This is a genomic window from Pontibacter sp. HJ8, from assembly GCF_054824225.1.
The window spans coordinates 1-1,200 of sequence record NZ_JSYF01000468.1; the positions used below are offsets into that span (position 1 = coordinate 1).

Below are 1,200 nucleotides of genomic sequence, written 5' to 3' on the forward strand. Positions count from 1 at the left end.
GCCCAGATGGTTTAGTCTTTGGACTGAATGAACAGAAATAATTATCTAAAAATGAATAACATGAAAATAGGAATCACAGGAGCGACCGGACAACTGGGGCGTATAGTAGTAAACAAGCTTAAAGAAAAAGTATCAGCCGATACCATTGTTGCACTTGTGCGCTCTAAGCAAAAAGCAGCTGACTTAGGCGTTGAATCCCAAGAAGCTGATTATGATAAGTCAGAGACACTTCTTAAAGCATTACAAGGTATAGATACCCTGTTGCTTATATCCAGCAGTGAAATAGGCAAGCGGGAACAGCAGCATAAAAACGTACTAGAAGCAGCAAAGCAATCTGGTGTGAAGCAGATTGTGTATACCAGTCTGTTGCATGCAGATACAACTTCTCTTAGCATTGCCTCAGAACACGTAGCCACCGAAGCTGCCTTGAAAGAATCCGGAATTTCGTACACCATACTTCGCAACGGGTGGTACAACGAAAACTACGCAGGTTCTATTCCCGGAGCAATTGCTGGTGGTGCTTTGATAGGAAGTGCAGGCGAGGGGAAGGTTTCATCTGCCACACGTGAAGACTATGCTGAGGCAGCTGTAGTGACTTTAATGAGCGAAGGACATGAGGGTAAAACCTATGAACTTGCCGGAGATGAAGCTTATACGCTGAGTGAATTGGCAGCCGAAGTGTCAAAACAGATTGGAAAAGATATACCTTATAATAACCTGCCCGAAGCGGAGTATGCTGGTATACTTACAAGTTTTGGTTTGCCGGATGGATTAGCTCAGGCGATAGCAGGTTGGGATGTGGCCACATCAAGAGGAGATCTGTTTGATGACAGCCGTCAGCTTTCCAGACTGATCAAAAGACCAACTACACCCATGTCTAAAACTGTAGCTGAAATTTTAAAAGGAGTAGCCTAGGCTATGGTTGATATGTTATAGCTAAGATTAACAAGTAAACATATTAGGCTACTTGTAGTCTTTGCTTAAAAAGCCTCTCATACTTGAAGATACTTAATAAAGCACTCTGCTTTTAATGCAATAAAGTTAAACAGGGCTTTAGTAGTATCAAGAGGCATTAATCGTAAGAAAAATCTTTTTTGTTACTTTTCTGTTACTCTAAAAACAAAAAACCCGCTTATTTTATCAAATAAGCGGGTTTTTAAGGTTTATTGTGTAGTCCGTAGGGGAATCGAACCCCTGTTG

Annotated in this window: 1 protein-coding gene; it reads left to right on the forward strand. The window is 41.4% G+C overall.

Annotation, left to right across the window (positions count from 1 at the left end; all coding sequences use genetic code 11):
• Positions 1-60 precede the first annotated feature (60 nt).
• On the forward strand, positions 61-915 hold the full coding sequence (locus OB13_RS17955; RefSeq protein ID WP_461491563.1) for an SDR family oxidoreductase: 855 nt from the start codon (positions 61-63) through the stop codon (positions 913-915).
• The last annotated feature ends 285 nt before the right edge of the window (positions 916-1,200 follow it).